This is a genomic window from Stieleria mannarensis (genome assembly GCF_014154935.1).
Classification (GTDB): Bacteria; Planctomycetota; Planctomycetia; order Pirellulales; family Pirellulaceae; genus Stieleria; species Stieleria mannarensis.
This window is the reverse complement of record NZ_JACEHH010000018.1, coordinates 114,235-135,764: the sequence shown is the minus strand read 5'-3', so window position 1 is coordinate 135,764 and position 21,530 is coordinate 114,235. Positions and strand designations below refer to the sequence as shown.

General features: G+C 59.9%; 18 protein-coding genes. 9 read left to right on the top strand and 9 right to left on the bottom strand.

Annotation, left to right across the window (positions count from 1 at the left end; all coding sequences use genetic code 11):
* Positions 1–160: 160 nt before the first annotated feature.
* The 5 genes from H1B37_RS14175 (at position 161) to H1B37_RS14155 (ending at position 6,286) form a co-directional block, all read left to right on the top strand.
* On the top strand, positions 161–913 hold the full coding sequence (locus H1B37_RS14175) for a YceI family protein (RefSeq protein ID WP_182867314.1): 753 nt from the start codon (positions 161–163) through the stop codon (positions 911–913).
* Positions 914–1,007: 94 nt separating this feature from the next.
* Entirely contained in the window at positions 1,008–1,874 is an 867-nt protein-coding gene (locus tag H1B37_RS14170; RefSeq protein ID WP_182867313.1) for a methyltransferase domain-containing protein, read from the top strand.
* 43 nt (positions 1,875–1,917) lie between these two features.
* Positions 1,918–2,793 carry a methyltransferase family protein gene (locus H1B37_RS14165; RefSeq protein WP_182867312.1) on the top strand — a complete coding sequence of 292 codons (876 nt, stop codon included), beginning with the start codon at positions 1,918–1,920 and terminating at the stop codon, positions 2,791–2,793.
* Positions 2,794–2,854: 61 nt separating this feature from the next.
* A complete protein-coding gene (locus H1B37_RS14160; protein WP_182867311.1) occupies positions 2,855–5,074 on the top strand; it encodes an efflux RND transporter permease subunit in 2,220 nt (739 codons plus the stop codon).
* Positions 5,075–5,116: 42 nt separating this feature from the next.
* Positions 5,117–6,286, top strand: coding sequence for a type III polyketide synthase (locus H1B37_RS14155; RefSeq protein WP_182867310.1), 1,170 nt, complete (start codon positions 5,117–5,119; stop codon positions 6,284–6,286).
* Positions 6,287–6,602: 316 nt separating this feature from the next.
* Here H1B37_RS14155 and H1B37_RS14150 read toward each other — a convergent pair whose 3' ends face one another.
* The 6 genes from H1B37_RS14150 to H1B37_RS14125 all read right to left on the bottom strand — a co-directional run bounded on the left by H1B37_RS14150 (position 6,603) and on the right by H1B37_RS14125 (position 12,838).
* Complete coding sequence (locus H1B37_RS14150) at positions 6,603–7,097, bottom strand: hypothetical protein (protein WP_182867309.1); 495 nt, start codon at positions 7,095–7,097, stop codon at positions 6,603–6,605.
* Between the two features lie 397 nt (positions 7,098–7,494).
* Positions 7,495–8,595: an alanine dehydrogenase gene (gene ald / locus H1B37_RS14145; RefSeq protein WP_182867308.1), complete on the bottom strand. Its 1,101-nt coding sequence runs from the start codon at positions 8,593–8,595 to the stop codon at positions 7,495–7,497.
* A gap of 365 nt (positions 8,596–8,960) precedes the next feature.
* A complete protein-coding gene (locus H1B37_RS33830) occupies positions 8,961–10,082 on the bottom strand; it encodes a hypothetical protein (protein ID WP_286177746.1) in 1,122 nt (373 codons plus the stop codon).
* On the bottom strand, positions 10,030–11,355 hold the full coding sequence (locus H1B37_RS14135; RefSeq protein ID WP_182867307.1) for a hypothetical protein: 1,326 nt from the start codon (positions 11,353–11,355) through the stop codon (positions 10,030–10,032). Before H1B37_RS14135 ends, H1B37_RS33830 begins: the two co-directional genes overlap by 53 nt.
* A 5-nt stretch (positions 11,356–11,360) precedes the next feature.
* Positions 11,361–11,987, bottom strand: coding sequence for an RNA polymerase sigma factor (locus H1B37_RS14130; protein ID WP_182867306.1), 627 nt, complete (start codon positions 11,985–11,987; stop codon positions 11,361–11,363).
* A 359-nt stretch (positions 11,988–12,346) separates the two neighbouring features.
* Positions 12,347–12,838 carry a hypothetical protein gene (locus H1B37_RS14125; protein ID WP_182867305.1) on the bottom strand — a complete coding sequence of 164 codons (492 nt, stop codon included), beginning with the start codon at positions 12,836–12,838 and terminating at the stop codon, positions 12,347–12,349.
* A 285-nt stretch (positions 12,839–13,123) separates the two neighbouring features.
* On the opposite strand from H1B37_RS14125, the gene H1B37_RS14120 reads away from it, so the two are divergent.
* Complete coding sequence (locus tag H1B37_RS14120) at positions 13,124–14,548, top strand: hypothetical protein (protein ID WP_182867304.1); 1,425 nt, start codon at positions 13,124–13,126, stop codon at positions 14,546–14,548.
* A gap of 127 nt (positions 14,549–14,675) precedes the next feature.
* Here the strand turns inward: H1B37_RS14120 and H1B37_RS14115 are convergent, their stop codons facing one another.
* Positions 14,676–15,623, bottom strand: a complete 948-nt coding sequence (locus tag H1B37_RS14115; RefSeq protein WP_182867303.1) for an amidohydrolase family protein — start codon at positions 15,621–15,623, stop codon at positions 14,676–14,678.
* A 266-nt stretch (positions 15,624–15,889) separates the two neighbouring features.
* On the opposite strand from H1B37_RS14115, the gene H1B37_RS14110 reads away from it, so the two are divergent.
* Positions 15,890–17,086 carry a phosphorylase family protein gene (locus tag H1B37_RS14110; RefSeq protein ID WP_182867302.1) on the top strand — a complete coding sequence of 399 codons (1,197 nt, stop codon included), beginning with the start codon at positions 15,890–15,892 and terminating at the stop codon, positions 17,084–17,086.
* Positions 17,087–17,092: 6 nt separating this feature from the next.
* Here H1B37_RS14110 and H1B37_RS14105 read toward each other — a convergent pair whose 3' ends face one another.
* A complete protein-coding gene (locus tag H1B37_RS14105; RefSeq protein WP_182867301.1) occupies positions 17,093–18,067 on the bottom strand; it encodes a hypothetical protein in 975 nt (324 codons plus the stop codon).
* 128 nt (positions 18,068–18,195) lie between these two features.
* Here H1B37_RS14105 and H1B37_RS14100 point away from each other — a divergent pair, with 128 nt between their 5' ends.
* Positions 18,196–19,326 (top strand): quinone-dependent dihydroorotate dehydrogenase, encoded by a 1,131-nt coding sequence (locus H1B37_RS14100; protein ID WP_353620840.1) that lies wholly within the window; start codon positions 18,196–18,198, stop codon positions 19,324–19,326.
* A 542-nt stretch (positions 19,327–19,868) separates the two neighbouring features.
* On the opposite strand, the gene H1B37_RS14095 is transcribed toward H1B37_RS14100, so the two are convergent.
* Positions 19,869–20,090 carry a hypothetical protein gene (locus tag H1B37_RS14095; protein WP_182867299.1) on the bottom strand — a complete coding sequence of 74 codons (222 nt, stop codon included), beginning with the start codon at positions 20,088–20,090 and terminating at the stop codon, positions 19,869–19,871.
* 196 nt (positions 20,091–20,286) lie between these two features.
* Between H1B37_RS14095 and H1B37_RS14090 the strand changes: the two genes are divergently transcribed.
* A complete protein-coding gene (locus tag H1B37_RS14090; RefSeq protein ID WP_182867298.1) occupies positions 20,287–21,339 on the top strand; it encodes a DUF6807 domain-containing protein in 1,053 nt (350 codons plus the stop codon).
* Positions 21,340–21,530: the final 191 nt, after the last annotated feature.

Genomic DNA, 21,530 nt, shown 5'->3' with positions numbered 1-21,530 from the left:
TGATGGATTTTCAATCGATTGGCACGCCGCATGCAAGTACTAAATCTTTCGTAGCCCGCCGGCATCGGCATCCCCGCGTCGTCGCGGCAGAGATGACGACCGTGACAGCCGATCGCACCGGCCGGACGGATCCTCCCATCACCCGTCAATGGAATCTGACATGATTCAGCTTACCCGCCACCACCGTTGCTCGCGACGAAGTGCCGTCGGCTTGATCGCTGCGACGTTGTCTCTATCGCTCGCGTCGCCCCCCGTTTCTAGCAAGGCCCTGGAAACCAGCCCGGCCCAGGAAACCTCGCGACCGCAACCCAAGCCGGCCGAGGTTCAGACGCAAGCGAGCCGCGTTTATGTGTTCGTCGATAAAATCGGTTTGGGGCATCAGCACGGCGTCGAAGCCAAGCTGTCCTCCGGCACATTGGTGTTGGGCGCCCACCAGAACGCGGGCACCCTGGTGTTTGACATGAAATCATTCAGCGCCGACACGCCCGCGGCGCGAAAGTACGTCGGGCTCAGTGGCACGACGGATGCCTCAACCCGCGGGGCGGTGAACACGAACATGCGTGGCTCGGCGGTCTTGGACGTCGCCCGCTACCCGACCGCAACGTTCGAGGTGCTGTCGGCAATGCCCACCGGCGCGTCCAGCCCGCGAGGTCTGCCGACGTACCAGCTGCGCGGCAACTTTACCCTTCACGGCGTGACGCGACCGCTGGTGTTTCTGGCCGACGTCCAGCAGCGCAGCGGTTGGTTGCATGTGCGAGGCAGTTTTACGATCAAGCAATCGTCCTTCGGGATCCAGCCGTACTCGAAAGCCTTTGGTGCGATTGGTGTGACCGACCAGTTGAAGGTTTTTGGCGATTTGTATGTCGCGCCGACCGACAAGATCGCCATGATGGAGATTCCGTCAAGCGAGTGATTCGTCAACCGTTGGTGTCTAGCCTTCAGGCGATTCCCCTTTTCACCAATCGCCGATTGATCCCTTCCCCCTTCACTTTCCGACAAGAAACTCGATGATCGCCGTTGACTCCGTCAAGAAGGACTCGATCCGCAGCCACTACCAGCTGGGGACGTTGTTTTACCGATTGCTGTGGGGGCCACACATTCACCACGGCCTGTGGTCGGACAACGAAACCGCCAACGAAACGTCCGCCTATCAGGCGCAGTGCCAGTTGACCGACACGCTGGCCGATCTGGCCGAGGTAACGTCGGCGGACCGGGTGGTGGATATCGGATGCGGGATGGGCGGATCGGCGATTCGATTGGCAAGGCTACGCGGCTGTGACGTGACCGGCGTCACCCTCAGTTCGGTCCAGCGGCATTGGGCGGCGTTTTCCTCGCGCATCAAGCGACTCGCCGGCCGCACGCGCTTTTTGGCCGACGACGCGGAAGGCGTTGTCTTTCAGAGAAACAGTTTTGACGTCGTGTGGTCGGTCGAATGCACCGAACACCTGTTCGACAAACCACAGTTTATCGATCGCGCGGCGCGGTGGTTGCGGCCCGGTGGACGGATGGCGATCTGTGTTTGGTTCGAAGGCGAAGACACGTCGCGGTCGGGGCATCGACGCCAATGCGAAGAGGTCTGCGAGCGGTTCGTATGTCCGTCCCTGGCGACCCGCGCCGACTACGTCAATTGGATGATCCATAGCGGGCTACAGATACGACACAACGTCGATTGGACCGACCGCGTGGCGCGGACGTGGGAAATCTGCAAACGACGTGTCCGGCGGAGCGGTGTCCGTCATCTGGCGCGTGTGCTGGATCGCGAGCAGGTGGATTTTATTGACGGATTCGATGCATTGCTTGGCGCCTATCAAAGCGGTGCGATGCAGTACGGTGCGATCGTCGCTGAAAAACCGTCCGTGGCGGACGCGGCTTGAATCGCGCGCCTTTCCATTCCCTCTCAAAGCATGGTGATCTCGCATGGATGCAACCTCGACAGGGCACGCCGGCGCAGGCGGCCGATCGAATTCAACGTCATGGTGCCGGCCCGAATTGATCGGGCGCGCGATCGGAATCTTGTACGGATTCGGGAATCAGGTTTTGTTCCTGGTCACCGTCTGGTATCTGTTCTGGTTTTTACGCGACGGTTCGCTCACCCCATCCCACGGTCACTGGATCGTCCGCGACAGCGCGTTGGCGCTGCTGTTCGCCGCGGGGCATAGCGTGATGTTGGTCCCGGCCACACGACGCTATCTGACGCGATGGATTCCGACCGCGTTTTACGACAGCACGTTTTGCGTGGTCACCTGCGTCAGCCTGTTGACGCTTTTCATCGGCTGGCGATCCAGTGAAACGGTGTTGTGGCAGTTGGACGGTTGGAAAGCGGAACTGATCCGAGGCGGTTTTTATTTTTGTTGGGTGGCATTGATTTATTCGCTGGCGCTGACCGGGCTGGGGTACCAAAACGGTTGGACTCCGTTTTATCACTGGCTGCGCCGCGAGGATCCGCCGCGCCGCGAATTCAAACCGCGAGGGGCTTATAAGCTGATTCGCCACCCCGTCTACCTCAGCTTTCTGGGGCTGGTCTGGTTCACGCCCCGCATGACCCTGGATCACGCCGCGTTGACCGCGATCTGGACAGGCTACATTTTTTATGGCAGCTTCCTGAAGGACCGGCGGTTGAGTCGCTTCATCGGGCAACCGTACCGAGACTACCAGGCTCAAGTCCCCGGGTTTCCGCTGATTCCCGGTGGACCACTGGGGCGGTGCGGCGGCGGTCGCAACGACCACCCCGATGCCGTGTCGAAGGCTCCGGCGGACGCGCCGACGTCGCCGGTCAATCGTAAGGCGGCTTGACGTGATGCTCCGATCGGCAAATTCTGGCTTAGCGGAATCGAAGCGTCGCAAACGCTTTTTGATGATCGTGGTCTATCTGTTGATGACGCTGCCGTTGGTTGCCTGGGGCGCCCAGCGCGCCCTGCAACAAAGTGCCAATTCGCCGCTGGATTGGGTCAGTCAGGACTTTGCACCGCGACACGATTTCGATCAGTTTTGTCGCGTGTTCGGGACCGCCGACACGGTCATCCTCAGTTGGCCGGGGTGCACGCTGGACGATCCGCGATTGGACCGATTGACCGCGGCGCTGCGAACCGCACCGGCCTTTACCGAAAACGATCGGCCGTTGTTTCAAAACGTCACTTCCGGCCGTGAGCAGATCGGTGCTTTGACCCGGCCGCCGATTTCGCTCTCGCGGGCCGAGGCCGTCGGACGTCTGACGGGATCCTTGATCGGGCCGGACGGCCAAACCACCTGCGTCGTGATCGGATTCACCGAACAAGCCTTGCGTCAGCGTTCGAGTCTGGTCCCGTTGATCCAAGCCGCTGCGACACGGCACTGCGGTGTGCCACGCGACTCACAGCGTCTAGCCGGTCCGATCATGGACGGCTACCAAGTCGACGTGGCCACTCGATCCACGATGAACTTTCTGGCCCCCCTTTCCGCCGCGCTCGTGCTGGTCTTGTGTTACCTGTGTCTCGGTTCGGCCGGCGGCGCGCTGTTGGTGTTTCTACTGTCGCTTTTTTGCCAAGCAGTGACGTTGGCGATCGTGCACTTCGACGGCGGCACGATGACAGCACTGATGGCGGTGCTTGCACCGTTGATCCAGGTGCTCGCGATCGCCGGCGGGATCCACTTTGTCAACTATTACTTCGACGCCCGGGCGAGTCTGGGGGATCACGGCGGCGCGCTCACTCGGGCGTTCCACCTGGCCTGGTTGCCGTGTCTGTTGTCGGCCGCGACCACCGCGATCGGACTCGCTTCACTGGGCGTCAGCGGATTGGTGGCGGTGCGAGAGTTTGGCTTGTACGCGGCGGTCGGCGTGGTGTTGACCGCCGCCATCTTGCTGACGCTGATTCCCGGTTTCGGCCAGTGGTTTCCGCTCGCCCCGCCGCGCGGCATCGATGCCGGTCGATCGAGCATGTTTTGGGATGTTCTCGCCACGTGGATCAAACGATCCGCCGGTTGGATCAGCGGCGCCGCGCTGGTGCTGATGCTGGTCTTGGGCATCGGCGTGTCGCGTTTAAATGCTTCGGTCCGGATCGAAACCTTGTTTGCCAGCGACAGCCGACTGATCCAGGACTACAACTGGTTGGAAGACCATGTGGGAAAGCTTGTCCCGATTGAAGTCGTGGTCACATTGCCGCCGGAATCGGCGTCAACGCTGGAACCGATCACGTTGCTGCGCCGGATCGACGAAAAATTGCGGGCGATCGATCAAGTCGGGGCCGTCGTTTCGGTGTTGACATACCTGCCGCCGCCCCCCCCGGGGCAGGATCCGATCCGAGGCCGGGGGCAACGGGAACTGGCGCGGTCGCTCGGTGAGCGATCCAATCACGTTGCGGTGGAGCCCGACGGAACGGAGCGTTGGCGCGTGACGGGGTTGGTCAGCGCGCTCGGAGCAAACGACTACGTGCAAATCATGCAGTCGGTGGAAGACGCGGTGACGGTTGGAGGCGGTGTTGCAGTTCAAGTTTCCGGGCTGATGCCGTTGGTGCATGAGATTCAGCAACGATTGCTCGGCGACCTGTTTCGCAGTTTTTTGACCGCGTTCGGATTGATCGCCCTGGTGATGACCATCGTGCAAGCTGGCGTATTACCTGGATTGTTGGCGATGATCCCCAATGTCTTTCCGGCATTGACCCTGTTCGGCATCCTCGGTTGGATCGGCCGGCCGTTGGACATCGGCACCATCATGACGGCCAGTGTCGCGATGGGGATCGGGGTCGACGACACGTTACACTTTCTGACCTTTTATCAGCGGGCTCTGCAATCGGGAGCGACACGAGCCGATGCGGTGCGCTCGGCATACCACCATTGCGGCCGCGCGATGATTCAAACAACGACCATTTGCGGCTGTGGCTTAGGCCTGTTCGCCCTCAGCGACTTCGTCCCGACGCAGGGATTCGCCTGGATGAGCGTGCTGCTGCTGTCGGCCGCGCTGGTCGGCGATTTGATCATCTTGCCCGCCATTTTGATCGGTCCATTGGGGAGGGCGACGGAGATTGCCCCTGTGAACCGACCGGCAGGTCCAGTACAACGGATTGCGGTGATGATGCTGCGTCGATCGCTTGAATTCTGATGGCCGATCAAGTGAAACGGAACCGAATGAGGGACATGAGTGATGATCATTGACGGCCTCGGCACGGCGACGCCGGCTCATGGAATCACCCAGAGTTCGGCTGCGGAAATCGCGCAAACACTGTGCTGCGACAATCCAAAACAATCGCAGTTGCTGTCGATTTTGTATCAGCGGTCGGGGGTGCGCTATCGCCACAGCGTTGCATTGGAATCGTCGGAGCCCCGACCCGTTTCTGAACCCTCGCGCCGAGAAGCCTTCCAGGCGGCGGGCGATCGTGTTCCGGCAGCGGCCGACGTGGCGGTGGAGACACAACCGGTGCGGCAAACGTTTTTCCCGCCCGCATCGAGCCCCGAGGATTGTGGCCCGTCGACCGCACAGCGGATGGAGCTTTACGAGCGTCACGCAGGACGATTGGGGGCACAATCGGTCGCGAAAGCACTTGATCAGTCCTCCTGCAGCGCCGGGGACATCGATCACCTGATCACGATTTCCTGCACCGGGTTCTATGCGCCCGGGTTGGACGTCTCCATCATCAAACGATGCGGGCTCTCCCCATCGGTCGGCCGTACCCACATCGGATTCATGGGATGCCACGGTGCCTTGAACGGTCTGCGGGTGGCGCAGTCGCTGGCGCAATCGAATCCTCGGTTGCGGATCCTGATGTGTGCCGTCGAGCTCTGCACGTTGCATCAACAATACGGCTGGCATCCCGAACGTGTCGTTTCCAACGCGCTGTTCGCCGATGGTGCGGCGGCGTTGGTCGCCCGCACGTCATCTTCACCACCTTGTGGCCCGAAGGTGATGGCGACCGGATCCACGATCTTGCCCGACAGCGAAGATCTGATGCGTTGGCGGATCGGAGACCACGGTTTTGAAATGACACTGTCGCCGCGCGTGCCGACGATGATCCGCCGATCGTTGCAACCGTGGTTGCGGGATTGGCTCGGGACGCATCAGCTGGCGATCGATGACATTCGCGGCTGGGCGATTCATCCTGGCGGCCCCAAGATCTTGCAGGCCTGTGGCGACGCGTTGCAGTTTCGGCAAGATGAACTCGCTGCCTCGCGTGGCATTTTGGCCGAATACGGCAACATGTCCTCGCCGACGGTGCTGTTTATCCTGCAACGGTTGTTGCAAGCCCCCGCCCGCCTCCCCTGTGTGATGCTCGGATTCGGCCCCGGCCTTTCGATCGAAGCGGCGTTGGTCGCGTAACGGACACCGAACGAGCTGCGGTGATTGCATCCGTCATTGGAGCGGTACACCTGGCCGGCACGCGAAAGCCGCAACGGATCGTGCCGGCGGTCGATGCAACCGACGCGGTATCGGTTTTCAGTGGATGTAGCTCAATCGGATAACCAACGATGGGGGCGACGATCGTGCAATGCTCCCAATCCGACACGTCCGACTTATCGGTCCTCTGCGTCCTATTGGTCCCATCGCGCGAGGGCACGGCTGTAACGTTTCGTCAGCGATTTCGACTTCAGCGCCGTGCCCAAAAGTCAACCACCGCGTTTGGTGTTCGGAAAGTCTACCGAGTCGCCCTCATCCGCCATCGCACCGGTCCCAGGAACTGTGGAACGATGGCTCGGTGGACCAAGCCGGTCCCGGTAGCGGTCCAATCCGACGGAGCATCCTCGGGCACAAAGAATCGCCGGTAGCCGTACCAACGCGAATCGGGGCTACCGCAGATCTCGTATTCCTGGTGCGCCGCCAGCCCGCCCAATTCGACCGCGAGCCAGTGCCCCGACTCCTGGATGTTGTAAAGCTCCACCGTCGTCGATCCGACCCGGCCGTGATAAGCGCCTCGCAATTCACCACGGCCCGTCCCCAGTCGGTAGAAGCCCGCCTGGGCGCACGTTTCCCAGCTGAGCGGATAGTCGTCGGCCGGAGGACATTCGCCGCGAATATAAAAGTACAACAACGCCTGGTACTCAGGATCTTCGCTTCCACCCTCGTGAGTGACGCCTCCCGCACGGCGGTAGGTCGTGCCACCTTCGATCCTGACAAGATGAACATACGGCATTTCATCACCTCTTGAATCGATGTGATCGAGCCAGCGGTTAAGTGCATCGCCAAAATGAATTGACGGGATCGACTGTGGAGACCAACAGAGGTGCAAAACCTATACCAGAACATCATCGGCACCGGCTTCTTGGCAAGATGCAGCTGCTTTTGCTCAGGTAGCCGCTTTCGAGTGGGCATTCCTGCACTTGCGTTGGCGGAAAGGACGCCGACGAAAGGGAATTCGCGTCTGTTCCGGCAGGCGTGCGGTGTGCCAATACGTCAGGCAAGTGTGCCAAAGAGCAGAACGGCGACCGTGGTAGCGTGCGAACGAACGTGGGCTCGGCAACGCGGTACGGGCAATCGCCCTCCGGTTTGTACTTGTTGCCGACTCGTCCACTGGAGTGGACGCCATCCTGTTAGACGGCGGAGTAGGGGATCGCAAACGCGTTGGCGACGGCTTCGTTGGTGATCTGGCTCTGGTGAACGTTGACCGCCTCGCGCAAGGGACCGGCAGCGTCGATCGCCGCTTGCCCGCCCATTTCGGCCAGCCGGATCACCCAAGGCATGGTCGCGTTGCAAAGTGCGAAGGTGCTGGTGCGGCCGACCGCGCCGGGCATGTTGGCGACACAGTAGTGCACGACATCATCGATGATGTACGTCGGATTGCTGTGTGTGGTCGGATGGCTGGTTTCGATGCATCCGCCTTGATCCACCGCGACGTCGATCACCACGCTGCCCGGCTTCATCAGTTTCAAGTCTTCTTTGCGCACCAGTTGCGGAGCTTTTGCGCCGGGAATCAAAACGGAACCGATGACCAAATCCGCTCGCTGGATTTGTTCCAAGATGGTGTGACGATCACTGTACAGCGTGTTGACGTTGGCGGGCATGATGTCGTCCAGGTAACGCAGGCGGTCCAAGTCGACGTCCAAGATCGCCACGTCGGCTTGAAAACCCGCAGCAATCTTGGCCGCGTTGGAACCGACGATCCCGCCGCCCAGGATCGTGATGTGCGCCGGGGGGACACCGGGGACGCCGCCGAGCAAGATTCCGCGGCCCATCTGAGGACGCTCCAAGTACTTGGCGCCCTGCTGGATACTCATCCGCCCTGCCACTTCACTCATCGGAGTCAACAACGGCAAGCGGCCTTTGGCGTCACGCAGCGTTTCATACGCAAAGCACGTCGCGCCGGAGTCGACCATCGCATCGGTCAGGTCCCGGCTGGCGGCAAGGTGAAAATAGGTGAACAGCAATTGTCCCGGACGAATCAGCTCGTATTCCTCCGGCTGCGGTTCCTTGACCTTCACGATCAAGTCGGCTTGACCGAAGACATCCGCACCGGTGGCGGCCAATTCCGCGCCGGCGCGAAGGTATTCATGGTCGGGCAAACCCGATCCGAGCCCCGCCGAGGACTCAACGATCACTCGATGCCCGCGGCCGACCAACTCCTCCACGCCGACGGGCAACATCGAAACGCGGTATTCATCTGATTTCACTTCCTTGGGAACGCCAATGATCATCGATCGAGTCTCGGGGGGGATGGTTCGCAATGTCCGCCGCAACAAGCAGGTTTCTTCATCAAGGTAGCAAAACTTGCGGACAGCTTGTGGATTGAAGCAACGGCCCGAAATCTAAATGTCCTTGCCAGACGCAAAGCGCAAGCGAGGGGCGGTGAGTGGCCCCTTGCTCACGGTGTGGCCCCTCGCTCACGCGTCGGGCTAGGCTTTGAAGCGTTGTATGTAGTATCGTAATTCGCCAAGAATTTCGGCTTTTCCCGAGTGGATTGTTGCGAGTCGAAAGCCTTGGCGGCTTCCGCTACGACTTGGGGGACAAAGCCTAGCATCGGCGGCCCTGAATCGGACTAACTTTGAGGCAGCCTCGCACCTCAATCCACCGCTTGCCAGCGGACCAGGACGGCCAGGTGCGGCAGTGCCTCTCCGGAGGTGATGCTGGAGGTCGGGTTGGTGACGGCGACGCTGCCGGCCAGGGTCCAGTTGTTCGCGGCCGTGGCGATGGAGGTCGCCAGTTGGGCGGTTTCAAGCTCCACGCGGTCGATCGATTGCCCCGTTCCGAACGTCGCCGCGACGACTTCTTCGGGGCCCGAGGCGAGCTGGATGCCCAGGTGGATCCGCCCGCTCTTGCCTTCGGCATCGACCTCCGGCTTGATCCTGCCGAACAACCCCAGCAGCGGCGAATACGTCTCCGGCCGGTACGCGGTCTGATTGCCGGTCATGACGTCGATCGTTCCGTTGGAACCCACCACCGGGGTCAGCGAAACCACATAGCTTCGACGCAATCCGGAGGAAACGGTGGCGACACGGTGGTTGTCGCAGCGGAGTGACAATCGGGCGGCGGAGGAATCCTCGGCCAGTTTTTCGAGCGCTGGTTGGTCCTTGGTCAGATCGGATACCGACTGGTCCGACGCCACCTCGATGACCCTCACGTCGACTTGAATCGTCGGGCTGGTATTGTTGCCGACGCGTAACAATTCCAACAATTCGGAGACGCGTGTGTGCACCGCTTGGGTGTGCGTGACGATCATCATCGACGCGACGATGGACAGCTTGCCGCCGTCGCCATCAAGTTCCAGCCATCGCGTGTCCTCGTCGGAAAGGTGATCGAGCACCAGGTGTTCCAGTGCTTCGCGGGTCATCCGACTGGGCAAACGATGCGGGCTGACGCCGCCTCCGCCACCCATAAAGCCTCCCATGCCGCCGCCCCCCATCCCGCCGCCCGCCAACTGCGGTAGGATATTTTCTGGGATTCGAAACATTCCGCCTCCCATTTCCGCCCCCATCCCATCGGCACCACCAAACCCCATCCCGCCGCCGCCAACGGTCGTTTCGGATTGCTGCGCGTCGCCTTGGAGCATGCTGGGCGCATCCAAGAGGTCGGCGATGTTGTAGACCTTGGTGACAAAGTCCGGCGCCGGTTGATCGACGTTGCCCTGGGCCTCAGCCGACCGGGGACCCAGCGTCAGGCAAGCCAGCACAACGACGGCGATCATCGTGCCGCCCGGCCAAAAATTTCGGTCGTTGCTGCGGTGAAGTATCGGATTGTTCATGATGGAGTCCTTTGGAGTTTGCGATCCACTGTTGAAGGATGGGTTGAATGGTTGCAAAGTGAACACGAGCCGAAACGAGCGCCGCGGTGAGATCGCGGCGGGTGGCGGCTTGGGCCAGAAAGGCTTTCGCCTGCGGCGTGTTTCGCGATAGCAGCGCCAGATAGGCGGGTTGTTGAAACCGTCCGCGGAGCACCATCGACGCGAGCACGTGGTCGAGTTGATTGCCGGGCACCGAGGCCAAGACGAAGGCGGCGGCCGTCCGCATCGGGACGTCACGTCCCCGCATCCGCAGGATCAGTGACTGAATGTGCGACGGATGCAATTCCCGAGCGGCCGCGCCGACTGAGGACCTCCAGATCGGGTCGTGAGCCAGATTCAACAACACGTCCGCAGCATCCGGTTCCGGCGCAACGGCCAGGTTTCGACAAAGCTGCGTCCGTTCGGCATCGGTCAACGCCAACGACAGCAGCTCGGTCGTTTGCTGCAGCGACGCGCCGGCGGCCAAACGATCGAAGGCCAGCGTGCGGAGGGACGGCTGGGCGAGCCAATGACGTAGAACGATGCGTTGCGACTGGGCCGCCGCGGCGCACACCAATTCGAACGCTTTTTCGCGTCGTTGTGGATCCACCAATTGCGGCACCAATGCGATCACCGCTCGTTGCGATCGGGCGTCTTGATGGGCCAGGAAGTCGCGTGATTGATGCCACGCGTCACTGTGGACTTCGCCGGCCTGGTCGATGAACGTCGCAAACTGGGGTAATTGTTGGGCCGCTTGCCGGTCCTGCCGTTCCGTGTCGTTGTCAGGGACCGATCGTTTCGGGGGGATGGCAGGTTCGGGACGATCGTTAGCGGCAACTCGCCCAGGCTCGGCCGCATTGGTCTGCTCGCTCACAACTGCGGGCACCGAGTCGATCGAGGCATCTGCATCCTGTGACGAAGCAACCCTCTCGTTTGCCGGAGGGTCGACCGCGGCGAGGCGAGGGCTGGTCGTCGTCGACTTGATCGCCATCCACCGCAGCGTTCCACCCAGGATCACAAACAGCCCCAGCGCCGCCAATGACAACGTCAAACGTCGTCGCACGACGACACGCCGCGTCGCCAACGTTGCCCACTGTTGCTCGCTCTCACGCAACAACGGATCGGTGGAATCGGATCGCCGAGCGTTGGTTGCCGGATCGCTGCGTCGGATCAGTCGGTCGAATTCATCTGGGTTCATCGTTATCATTCCCGCTGGTCGTCAACGAAGTCCCCTAACAGCTGGCGAAGTCGCTTTCGCGCGGCGTGCAGATTGGCGTGGACCGTTTGCGGCGTGATGTCCAGCAACTGCCCGACTTCTCGCGCCGTCATGTTTTGCCAGACCATCAAACCGAACACCTCCCGTTGTCGATCCGGCAGCGAGCGTACGGCCGTCGCCACGACCGAACGAATTTCTGCGTCGAGCACTTGTTGTGTCGGCCCACGCTGCGGTGCGACCAGAGTTTCGCTCTGTCGATCGCCGGGGGCATCGGGTCGTGGTTGAAGATTCTCGGCATCGCGTCGCTGCGCGGCGATTGCATCGCGAACACAATGGATGACGATTCGGGTCAGCCAAGTGTCGACTTGCGATTGGCCGCGGAATTTGCGCCATGATTTGGAAGCCTTCAGCAATGCGTTCTGGACCGCTTCGGCCGCAACCTCGTCGTCCCCGGACAACCGTCGGGCGACGGCGACCAGTTTTGGCAAGCCGACCGAGACCGCTCGGGCAAACTCCGATTCGGTCAGCGATTTTTCCATCGATGCCCGCCGCGTGGGGGTGCGTTGACAGACCCGTGAATCGTCAAACAGACTGTCAAACGCGGCATCCATCATGAAAACTCGGTGGTTAGCGACAACCCCTTAGACCGGTCGCGACGGAGCAACCTCAAACAGAAAATCGGAGGAAAATCGATTTTATCGGATCGGACGTGCCAAGGCCGCAGCAAAGCAGAGAGAAAACCCGCCGATGGCAACCGCCGATTTGGGCACGCCGCCGTGGTTTCGGCCGTTGCGGAAATGGGGTAAGAAGATTTCGGAGGTAAGAAAATGGTGAAATGCATGAGCCGATCGGGTTAGCAAATCTTCCTGCCTCCAAAATCTTCCTACCTCGCTTCCCAGCCAACGCGTTGGATGAAACAACGCAATACAAGCTTGAAGCGCAAGCGAGAGAGTGTCACTTCCGCAGTGCCACATCAATTGTTTTGGGCGGCGCGCCGCCACATCAGTGCGACCAGCCAAAACGCGAAGAGCACGGTCGGCGAGTCGTAGTCGGACGTCAGAATCTCGATCTTGCCGCGACGGGTCAACGGATGATCGGGCCGCATCGTGGCCATGGTTTCCTCGCCTTGTCGTAGCGCAAAGCACCGACTGAATCCCGAATCAGCGACCAGTAGCAGCGGACCTCCAGGTGCATCGATGTCAAAGGTTCGCGTGAAGGCCGATCGTTTTTGTGCCGCGGCGACTTCGCTTCCGTCGTATTTCAAAGTCCACTGTCCACTGAAAATCCCGTTCTTTTCGACCGCGAACGCGGTGCCGTCGACGACCAGCGCCCCTTGCTCACTGGTCGCTCGCAATTCGGTTTTTCCAGCGAGCGTTCCTCCAGACAGGTTGTAGTTCCACGAACAGATGCCTTGGGGCAGGCATTGAACCGTCGTGCTCGTCTGATTTTGAATCGTGCTGGACATGGGAATGACTCCGACAGAGACGGCGGGCTAAAAGGGGGGCGATCGAGTCGTCACGGACCGACTACTTGTACTGGGGCCAATCCAGATGAAAAGCGGGCGCGCCGGAGCACTGTATCCGGCGATTGGCTGTTCAGGGATTCACTTTTCAGGGATTCACTTTTCAGGGATTCACTTTTCAGGGATTCCCCACGCACCGCGATCGGCGAGGCTGCAACACACGCGGACGCCGCTAGAATGATCTGGACTCAAATCCTCGCCTTAATTTTCGCAAAAAGGGTTGCTCCCATGGCGTCTGCCGGCTCTGCCGAATCCTCGTCGACCAATAAACGCATCATCGTTGTGCTCGTCGTGCTTTTTTCGCTCGCGGTGTTGCTGTGTGGCGGTCCGCTGACGTGGTGGTTCGCACGGCGTTCCAACGCGGCCGCCGAAGTCGCCGAGCGCCGTGAGGAAATTCTGGCGCGAGGATTGCCGATCGATGATGTCTCGATGGAGGCGTTTCGCGCTCGCACCATGGGGCAGGAAAAATCCGACCGCTGGATGCGGGTGCTGGAAGAAATCGATTCAAAGGCATTCGTCGAATCATGCCGTGGCGTCCCGGTGGTCGGTGTGACCGAAGGTGACGCCGATTACGTTCATGGCGAACCCTATCGGTACAACGACCCCTATCGGTACAACGACCAGGTACGCCAGTTTCTTGACCAATGGTCCGCCCTACGCGCCGAGATTCACGAAATCACCGAGGGAACGGGCCCGATCTGGACACGGGTCGAAATGGATTCCTTCAATACCCTTTTGCCCTACGTCCAATCGACACGCAGCGTGGCCCGATTGCTGCAACTGGAGTTCGAAGATGCGCTCCGGCGCGATGACCGCAAGCAGGCGTTGGAGAGTGTTCGGGCCAGCGTCGGTGTCGCCCGTGCCCTCGAGAAAGAACCACTGATCATCGCGCAGTTGGTCGTGGTCGCCGTCCATGGGATGTCGCTGAAGCAATTGAAGATGGCCATCGAGCTGGATCTTTTTGATGAAAAACAATTAAAAGCGATCTTCGAGCAATTGCGTGCCTTGGACGATTTCGGATCGCGATACCGGCTGGCGATCGCGGGCGAGCGAGCGATGTCGCAACCGGTGTTCGACGATCTGCAGCGCATCGGCGATGATCTGCGGGTGCCGACTGGTGGGTTCAGCCGGCGGCCCATCGACGCGCTCGCATCACTCGACGTGATGGCCCAGGCGGAATCCATCGCCACGGAGGAGCTGGCCGAGTTTTTCACGCAGACGACGGCACTCGATTCGCAGTTCAGCCAACAGCTCGCCCAGGCCGGCTGGCTCAGGCGATTGGAAACCGTGTTGACCAGTCTGACCGTCCCGGCGCTGGGCGCCGTCGGCAAAGCCTTTGCACGCTCGGCCATGGAGAACCGAATCGCAAAGATCGGCGTCGGCTTGCGGCTGTACGAAAAACGCAACGGTGACTGGCCGGGCGACTTGGACGAGTTGACCTCCGCGGATTTGGGCATCGATTTCGGCCCCATCGATCCCGTCGGTGGCAGCCCGTTCGGATACCGCGTGGTCGACGGCCGCGCCGAAGTCTGGGGTTTTGACCCGCAACTGCCCACCGATGTCACGCCCCCGGAGCCGATCGACGTGTCGTTATTGTCTGAGCATGAGCAGCACTTGAACTACTGGTGGTGGACGTTGCCAGCGGCGGAGTGAATCGCCGGTCCGTAGCGACCTTCGCCAGAAGGTGGATCCCGGGGGGGCCACGCTCTGGCGAGCGTAGCTACGACAAGCTGGATCCCCGGGGTTTTCCGCGCTCGCACCGAGGGTCGCGACGACAAGGTCACCGCAAGTATTTCATGTTGATCCCATAAATGCGGATCGCGTTGTCTCGCATGCCTTTCTTGACCGCCGCGTCGCCTTTCGTCGCGAGAAACTCCTGGACGATCCTGACCACGTCATCGACGCTGCCGAAGTGCGTGCTGACGCCCCAATTGGTCGCAAAAATCACGCGGTCTTCGCCGAATGCGGCAAAGCAGGGTTCCAGCACCGGAAGATACGTCTGCAGGTCCGTTGGGGCTGTCTCGACGAAGGGTTTGGTGCCGGCAAAATTGAGGATGCTGGAGATTTTCATGTAGACGTTGTCGAACTTTGCGCAACGTTGGACGGCTTGTTTCCACGGGTCGCTGACGTCGCCGTCAATCAGTTTCGCGCGAAAGCAATGGTTGATCACGATCTTCAGCCGCGGAAAGGCCTGGGCCAATTCGGCGACATCATCCGTATGGGCCGGTTCGATCAACAGGTCGACGACCATGCCCTCGCTTTCGAGCATTGCAAGGTGCTTTCGCGCGGTTTCGTTTTGAAGGTAGCCGGCGAGTTCATCCATCCGAAATCGATACCCATTCAAGTATCCCGATTGCTTGTAGCGCCGATGGTGCGTTTGAAAATCGTCGGATGACAAATCCCCGCGCGCGATGTAACCACAAACCAGGTCCGACTTGGCCTGATCAAGCAACCAGTCGTTGAATTGGGGCTGGTCCTGATCGACGGCCTCGACTGCCAACGTCGACTGGATGCCCAGCCGATCGGCCAGTTCGCGATAGTCTTCGGGGACGAGGACCTGACCGAGCGTATTCTTCGGCTCGCGTTTGACCGTCCGGCTCTCCAGTTCGATCTGCTCGTGGCCCTTGAAGTGTGTGTGCGGGTCGATGATCCAAGGCTGCTGGGCCGAAGCGGTGACGGACATCAACGCCAGGAAAACGAGCGCGGCGGCGTGCAGTGAAACTTTCATGGGGTTGCTTTGGCTGGATGGGAGGTGTCGTTCACACACGCCTCTTAATGTACTCACGTTCGCCCGCTCGTGTGGGCAGCGTCCGGCATCCGGCATTCCCGCGGATCTCACACTGCTCCTTATCCGTGGGTACGCCTTGCCAGCCGTGGGGCGAATTTCACCAAACGGTAGATCTGCGGCGTTTCCACGCTCGCATCGAGCGTTGCGACGTGGATGAACGGCGAGACAGCTAGCCTGCCGATCGGCGATCGATCACAATGGTCGCCATGCACGAAACCTTTCAAATCAATCCGGATGCCTCCGAACAGGGACTTTGTGAACAAATCTCCGCCGCATGCGAGCGGATGGAAGAGATCTATGCCGACGGATTCTATTCCAAGTTGACGGTGTACCGGCACTGGTCCAAGCACAACCCGGAATTATCCGGCAAGATCGCTCGACCGAGAGCCTATCGATGGTACTTGCGACGCGAGCTCTTAAAACTGGCTCGGCGCGGGGCCGAAATCACGATCACGCGGTCACGCCCGCGGGTGGACCTGAGTTCTCCGCAACTGTTGGAGATGATCGACGAAACCGATTTCGATTTGACTCGCAAAAAAGTGTTCTTGTTCGGCCCCGAACGCAGTGAGCTTTCGATCAAGCGGCTGGAACACTACACGGGGACAAACGCCGAAGATTTTCAGCGTTACGTGCTGTTGACCAATTACAACATGCACATCGCGGCCTTCATCCGACAGTTTCCTGATGCCGAGCGATCCAACCGTGACGACGTTCAAATGCCGACGCTGCATCATCGCGAAGACGACAACCGAGGCATCAGTATCGTCAACATTGGCGTCGGACCGTCCAACGCCAAGAATCTGACCGATCACCTGGCCGTGCTCCGTCCCGACGCGATGATGATGGTGGGGCATTGTGCCGGTGTTCGAAACCACCAGGAGATCGGGGACTTTGTGTTGGCATCGGGGTACATGCGGGCCGACCACTTGCTGGACGAATCCTTGCCCCCGTCGGTCCCGATCACGCCAAGTTTTCTACTCAATCGCGCGCTGGCCAGCGCGCTCGACGCGGCCGAATTGCCATACCGGATCGGCGCGGTGTACACGACGGCCGATCGCAATTGGGAGCTTTCCTTGCGGACGGCGCTGGAACACTTGCGGGTCAGCCGCAGCATCGCCGTCGACATGGAATCGGCGACCGTTGCGGCAAACGGATTCCGCTATCGCATCCCCAACGCCACGTTGCTTTGCGTCAGCGACAAACCGCTGCACGGACAGCCGAAGCTGCCCGGAGCGGCCAAGACATTCTATGACGAAACCAAGAAACAGCACTTGTCCGTGGCGACCGCCGCCATCACCAAGATCAAGCAAGAGTACCCCGATGGGTTGCCCAACAGCGATATCCGCGCGCCCGATGAATCTCTGTTGGAAGGGGCCGATGGGAACGCCGGTGCGGGTTGGTGAGCTTGTCTACGATTGCGGGCCGACCGCTGGGGTTTCCGGCAACGCGTCGTGAATCGCTCGGATTCGTGTAAGATCCAATGACGCGCCCGATTCGGGGGACGGATTCTCGTGCAACGACCAGACCTCGGTGAACGATGCCGACTCGCCCGGCCGCAATGTTTCGGTCGGACCGATCGGTTCCAGTTCGACCGTGTGACCGGTGGCAGGGGTCCAGGTCGAAATTGTCAGTCCGGCCAGTTCACAGTAGTTTCGATCTGGGTAGGTCGGAAACTGTTTGATGAATAGCAATCCGGTTGGCTGCTGATGTGCCAGCCAACCGGCATAGCTGTCCATCCCCAGCTTCGGTGACGACGGTGGTCCGATGATCTCCAAAAAGCCGTCACGAATCCGGATGTTTTCGTCTTGGGGCGCCATGCGAAGCCCACCGCCGTCGTAACGGACGTATCGATTCGGAAAACGGGGAAACCCTTCCAGAGGGATCAACACGATGCCTGCTTGGTTTGCGAACGTGCGACTCCAGTGACAGTGCTGGACCGTTCGGTCGCAAACGTTGATGATTGTTTGAACGCAAACCAGACGCGAAGAATTTCGGTCAAGGGTGAATTCACGCTTCAACGTGACCCCCGTTTGCTTTCCCGGCTTGCTGACCATCACCAGCGACAACGGTCCCGTTCGTTCCGTCGTCCACTCGCCGAAAAATGACCCGGTCCGTTTCGCGGCAATCTTCTCTGGACCGATATCGAACCGGCCGGCCGAAGGAGCGGTGCCGCCGATTTCGGATTCCTCGCCGGTCAATTCATACCGAGAAACGAACAGTGCGTTTTGACCACGCAGCGCATACTCCAACACGCGACCTCCGACTTGAGGACAAAACACCACTCGCGTCGAATCATTCTCCAGCAGCGGGCAATCTTGATAGATTCCGAAGTCGACCGTCTGCGGCGTTGGGGGTTCCGCTTGGATCGGAGATACAATGGACAAAACGATCGGGATTAACCCGAACGAGCAGATCATTTTCTGACGCAAAGAGTGAATCATCGTCGGTGATGCAGGAAAAGGGTTGGGGCGGATAGAATGACAGGCTGGAAGCCTATCCCACGTCGGTGACAATGACAGGCTGGAAGCCTATCCCACGTTTTATGTTCTACCATCGTATTGTACGCCCGATGCTGTTTCGCATGGATCCGGAATGGGCACACGACCAGGCGATCGCTTGGGGAGACCACGCATCGCGTGTTCCCGGATTGATGCGTTTGTCATCAAGGTTGCATCGTGTGTCCGATCCCAGGCTGAACATCGAGGTGGCAGGCATCCGCTTCACCAATCCACTGGGATTGGCCGCGGGCTACGACAAGTCCGGACGCGCGATCCGAATGATGGCGTCGTTGGGTTTCTCTCACGTCGAAATCGGCTCGGTTTCCGCGTTGCCGTCGACCGGAAACCCGGCCCCACGGCTTTGGCGTCTGCCAGCGGACGAAGCGATCTGTGTGCACTACGGGTTGCCCAATGACGGTGCCACCGAGGTTGCGAATCACCTGGCGCGACAGCCGATCAAGGTGCCGCTGGGGATCAATCTGGTCAACACCAATCACGGCGTCGGTGCGCCTGCCGCCAGCGCCGACGAGATCCTGGAGGACTACGTGACTTCGGCGCGGACGCTGAAGGGTCACGCGTCGTACTTCATGTTGAACTTAAGTTGCCCGAACACACAGGATGGACGAGCGTTCTTTGACCAGCCGGGGCATCTGCGAGAGCTTCTGGACCGGTTGGCGTCGATTCCGATCGACGTGCCATGCTTCTTGAAATTATCGCCCGACTGGGACGACGCCGCGATCGATCGGATGTTGGAAACCGTTGATCCGTTCGAATCGGTGCGAGGGTTCATGTTCAACCTGTCACCGAGCCGCAGGACCGGGCTGTCGACACCGCGTGAAGTTTGGAAAGATTGGCCCGGCGCGATTTCGGGACCGCCGACGGTCGATTGGATGGACCTGAGGATCGCGAATCTGTACCGACGCATGGATCGACAACGCTATCAAATCATCGCGGCCGGTGGAGTCCGCAGTGCCGAGGACGCCTGCCGCAAACTGCGCTCAGGGGCGTCGCTGGTCCAATTGTTGACGGCCTTGATCTACCAAGGCCCCGGTGTCGTCCGGCGGATCAATCGCGGATTGTTGAAAATGTTGAAGCGGGATGGCATCTCGCATTTGCAGGACATCGTCGGTGTGGATGCCGTGTAGGGCATGCTGTGCATTCCATCCGTCACGCACCGCCTGAAGTTTATTGCCGACCAATCCCCTTGCGATCAACACAATGTTGGCAGACAAAGGTTGGTAGACTCATTTCGTTGCAAGACGATATTGATGATTCTCGCTCCCCTCTCCCCCGGAAAACCTGGCGAGCTTCAGCGAGTCAGGTTTTCCGGGGGAGAGGAGCCGGGGGTGGCCTGATGAAAATTGAGTGGCGTCTGATACTGGCGAACAGACAATGATTGCAAATTGCAAAATGAACACTGCAAAATGCAAAATGATTTGAGCGACGATTCCCGGCAAATTTCAAATTTGCAATGAACAATTTGCAATTTGCAATCGAGGGATCCAGCAGAATCGTTGAACGTCCCCGAACCTACCCAACCTTCCAAGTTCCGTTGATTTTCATCAGGCCAGGCCGGGGGTGAGGGGACGCATCGTCATGAATCAGCAATACATTTCACGGTTCCCTGGGAGGGATACTTTGAAAACTGCACGACCACGTTGCCGGGGAGTTCGCGATCGGTATCCGGTCACTTCAGTCGCAGCCACCGCAGCCCATTGAACATTTCGACGTGGTGCGGCTTGACCCGCAGCAACCAGCGTCCACTGCGGAAGACGACGGTCGAGCGGGTGCGGCTGACCGGTTCGTCAAACGTGTTCGTCCTGGTCGTCGTGTACGGGGTCCATTCGGCACGGTTGTTGGCCCTGCAAACTTCCACCTGAATTCCCTTGCCGACTCGAAACGACTGCATCGCGTTTTCCTCCCTGGTTGGATGATCCGTCGAGCATCCACCAAGTCTGCGACACGGTTGGTCAAACGCTATGATGTTCGGCAGGACATCGCTTCCGAATCGTCACCGCAGTCCTCGATACCGCTTTTGCTTGGGCTGTATGCGGTGTGCGACTGGAAGTGGCTTGCAAACCATCAATGATGAACGTTAACTCACCATGAACCACAACTCGACGACAACCGGTTTCCGTCTTTGGCTGCCGGTCCTTCTGACGCTTTTCTGTGTTGCACGTGCCGGGATCGCCCAGCAGTATCGGCCGCCTCGATGCGAGATCGTGCCGTTGGCCAACCATGAAGTGTCGTTGCGGATCGATGGCCAAGAGAAGTTGCGTTGGCATTACGGCGATCAGTACCCGCGTCCGTTTTTTTATCCCTTCAACGGACCGTCCGGCGAAACGTTGACGCGGATGGGGCACCCGGGCGCCCAGAACCATGACCATCACCGATCGGTGTGGTTTGCCCATCACAAAGTCGACGGCATCAATTTCTGGGGTGATGGGGCGGGAACGAAGATTCGACAGACCCATTGGTACCGCTATCGCGATGGCGATGAGGAAGCCGTCATGGCGACGCACTTGGTGTGGATCGACGGAGATGGCGCCGAGCGGATGCAGCAGGATGTCGTCGTCGCACTGATGCCGATCGACAATGACGCGAGTGCAGGAGAACACGCGGTCGAGTTTCAGTTGACGTTTCGCCCGGGTGAAGGCCGACAGAAAGTGACGCTGGAGCAAACGAATTTCGGCGTCTTGGCCGTCCGCGTTGCCGCCAGCCTTTCGGCCTACTTCGGCGGCGGACGATTGACCAACGATGCCGGCGTGCAAGGGGAACCGAAACTTCACGAACAACGGTCGCGATGGATGGACTATTCCGGGCCGATCGCCGTTGCCGGGCCGCAGGAACGAAGGGTTGTCGAAGAAGGGATTAGCTACTTCGACCACCCCGACAACCCTGGGTACCCGACCCACTGGCATGTGCGTCAGGACGGCTGGATGGGAGCAGCACCGGGAATGAAAACGGCGATCGAAGTCACGGACGACAGCCCTCTGGTTCTCCGCTACCTGCTGTACGCCCATGCGGGACCGGCCGACCTGAATCATGCCGAACAGGTGCAGGAAGCTTTCATGAAACGTCCGGGGTTTCGCATCCGAAAACCTGGCAACGACGAACCGCACCGGCAATATGAAGTGGAACGGGTGCGGGAGTGGTGAGGGGCAAAACGATGGGGGCAAAACAATGGGGCAGAATGATGAGATAGCGGAACCGCGATGCGGTGCAATCGAGTTCCGACGATTCATCTCCATCGTTTTGCCCCCATCGTTTTGCCCCCTCTCCGGCACACTATCATTCTGCCCCGTATCATTCTGCCCGCGTCATTCCCTCCTATCTTTTTGCCCCATCT